Raw genomic sequence first — 661 nt, forward strand, 5'->3', positions numbered from 1 at the left:
ATTTGAAGGACCCTTGGTCCCAGCGTACATGCTGGGACCAAGGGTCCTTTTTCTGTTTGTACGCAAGATCGAACGTGTATCACCCCAAGACAGGAGCCACACCAATGTCCAATTCCTCGGAGGAGCAGTCGGGCCGGCCCGAGCACTCGGACAGGCCGCGTCGCCACAGCGGCGACGAGAGGCGGGGTGGTTTCCGTCGTGATGACCGGCCGCGTGGCCCGCGCCGGGACGACGACCGTGGTGAGCGTCGGGACGAGCGGCCTCGTGGTCCGCGTCGCGATGATGACCGCGGGCGCGGCTTCCGCCGCGACGACCGGCCGTCGTATCGGCGCGATGACCGCCGTGACGACGGACCGCGTGGCCCGCGCCGGGACGACGAGCGTGGTGACCGTGGTGGTTTCCGTCGCGATGATCGGCCGTCGTTCCGTCGGGATGACCGGGATCAGAGGGGCGGTGACCGGCGCGACGACCGGGGCGGTTTCCGTCGCGATGATCGGCCGTCGTATCGGCGTGATGACCGCCGTGATGACCGGCCGCGTGGCCCGCGCCGGGACGACGACCGTGGTGAGCGTCGGGACGAGCGGCCTCGTGGTCCGCGTCGCGATGACGACCGCGGGCGCGGCTTCCGTCGCGACGACCGGCCGTCGTATCGGCGTGATGA

Annotated in this window: 1 pseudogene; it reads left to right on the top strand. The window is 69.9% G+C overall.

Annotated elements, in window-relative coordinates:
* Positions 1-186: 186 nt before the first annotated feature.
* Positions 187-661, top strand: a pseudogene (locus ACW69E_RS27740) (hypothetical protein); the annotation flags it as partial.

The organism is Streptomyces sp. SS8 (genome assembly GCF_054072955.1).